This is a genomic window from Actinophytocola sp. (assembly GCF_036555685.1).
Classification (GTDB): Bacteria; Actinomycetota; Actinomycetes; order Mycobacteriales; family Pseudonocardiaceae; genus Actinophytocola.
Genome location: NZ_DATBKY010000042.1, coordinates 1 through 2,100, shown reverse-complemented (window position 1 = coordinate 2,100; position 2,100 = coordinate 1). Strand labels below are relative to the sequence as shown.

General features: G+C 72.3%; 2 protein-coding genes and 1 pseudogene. All 3 read right to left on the bottom strand.

The window, feature by feature from the left end:
• Nucleotides 1–183: 183 nt before the first annotated feature.
• A complete protein-coding gene (locus VH969_RS04630) occupies nucleotides 184–819 on the bottom strand; it encodes a DUF8010 domain-containing protein (RefSeq protein ID WP_331970859.1) in 636 nt (211 codons plus the stop codon).
• Nucleotides 812–1,252, bottom strand: a complete 441-nt coding sequence (locus VH969_RS04625; protein WP_331970856.1) for an acyl-CoA thioesterase — start codon at nucleotides 1,250–1,252, stop codon at nucleotides 812–814. The genes VH969_RS04630 and VH969_RS04625 overlap by 8 nt, the downstream gene beginning before the upstream one ends.
• A pseudogene (locus VH969_RS04620) lies at nucleotides 1,252–2,100 on the bottom strand (NAD-glutamate dehydrogenase); the annotation flags it as partial. The pseudogene VH969_RS04620 and the gene VH969_RS04625, both read right to left, overlap by 1 nt.

Here is a 2,100-nt window from a genome sequence, read left to right as displayed (position 1 = left end):
GGCTCGCGGCCCTCCCAGTAGTCCTCGCGCGGCACGGTCTGGTCGAGGAACCGGCGCGCCGGGTCCTGCTCGCCGGGGTCCGCGGGGTCCGGCCGGTCGTTCGTGCGGTCGTACATGCCCCTCTGACTCCCTCCGGCCCGTTCCGGTCGCATCCGGCCGCCCGGACGTAAGAATTCGGCAACCTCAGACGAGCAACGGCAGCAGCGCGTGCCGCCGGCGCACCACCGCGCCGAACCGCGCGTCGATGCGCAGCCACGCGTCCGTGGCGGTCACCCGCACCTGCTCGTCGGCCGTGCCCGAGCCGAGGAAACCCATGCCGGACATGGCGAACAGGCAGCGCAGCGGGATCTTGACCTCGAGCTTGTCGCCGCTCACGGTCAGCACGGTCTGGTCGAGCAGCGACGCGGGCGGCGTGCCGTGCGGGCCCATGTTCTCCCGCGCCACCGCGAGCCCGCGGTCGGCCAGGTCGTTCACGATCTTCGCCGGAAGCGACTCGACGACCTGCCAGTGCTCCAGCGGCGGCAGCGCGGAGCGCCACTGCAGGTCGAGCACCGGGCCCGGGTCGACCAGCTCGCCGCGCGAGACGGACAGCGCGGCGAGCAGCTCGTTGCCGGACACCGTGACGTCGGCGGGCTCGACCCGGCCCAGGACGGTGCGGGTGGCGAGCACGTCGAACGGCGTGGCCACCCACGCGTCGATGCGCCCGTTCTCGCGGCCCCGCAAGCGGACGACGGTCGAGCCCTCCAGGCGCACCGCGCGGGCCACGAACGCGCCGAGGTCGTCACGCTCGGAGCGCTCGGCGAACTCCAGCTCAGGCACCCTTGCCCCCGCTGCCGTTGCTGCGCCAGGCGGCGAGGAAGTCCCGCTCCGCCTCGGACATCCGGCGCGGCCGGCTGTTCGCGAGGTCGTAGGGCACCATCGTCGTCTGCGCGGTGACCGCGATCGGATCGTCCGCGGCCAGTCCATTGTGGACCTCGTAGTCCAGGACGAAGGTCGCGTGCCGCATCTCCCGCAGGGACACCGCCACCCGGATGCTCCCGCCGTCGGCGATCAGCGGCGCGTGGTAGTCCACGACGAGCCGGGCCACCAGCACCCCCGACGCGAGCCGCTCGGCTCCGTGCCGAGCGCCCTCGCCGAACAGGAGGGCGATCCGGGCCTCCTCGAGCAAGGTCACCGTGTTGGCATGGTTCACATGCCCGTACACGTCCATGTCCGACCAGCGCGGCCGGACCTCGGCGATGAAGACTCCCACTAGCGGACCATACTGCGCACCTGCCGGGCGGCGACCGACAGTATGGCGAGATCGAGCCGGCCGGAGTGCTGGATCTCCTCCAGCGACGACCGCGCACGGGCCAGCCGGGACGCGTTGGTGCGCTCCCAGTTCGCGATCTTCGTATCCGCCGAGGTGCCCGGGTCGCTCTGGCGCAGCACGTCGAGCGTGATGTCCCGCAGCGACGAGTACATGTCGTCGCGCAGCGCCAGCCGGGCCAGCGCGTGCCACCGGTTGCCCCGCGCGAGGTCGCTGACCGACGTCAGCATCGAGTCTAGGTTGAGGTGGTCGGACAGCGCGTAGTACAGCTCGGCGGTCTCCCGCGGGCTGCGCTCGGTGTCCAGCCCCGCATCCCGCTCGGCGAGCTCGGATACCTCGGTGATGTCCAGCAGCGAGTACCCGTTGAGCAGCGAGGCGATCCGCTCCGCGAGCTCGGTCGGCACGCCCCGGGCGACGAGCCCCTCCGCACGCTTGGCGGCGAGCTCCCGCTCGGTGCCGCGCAGCATGTCGACGACCTCGGGCGCGAGCTCGGCCACCACCTTGTGGAACCGGTTGATCTCGGCGCCGACCGCGAGCGGCTGCGGGCGGTTGGACAGGAACCAGCGCGACGCGCGGTCGAGGAGGCGCCGGCTCTCGAGCACCATCTCGTCCGCGGTCTCCGTGGGCACGACGTTGTCGAGCGCCTGGATGGCGTCCCACAGGGACCGCAGGTCGTAGATACGCGTGGTGGCGGTGAACGCCCGGACCGCGTCGGTGCCCGACGCGTTCATCTCCTCCGCGAGCCGGAACGCGTAGGACACCCCGCCGCCGTCGACGACCTCGTTCACCAC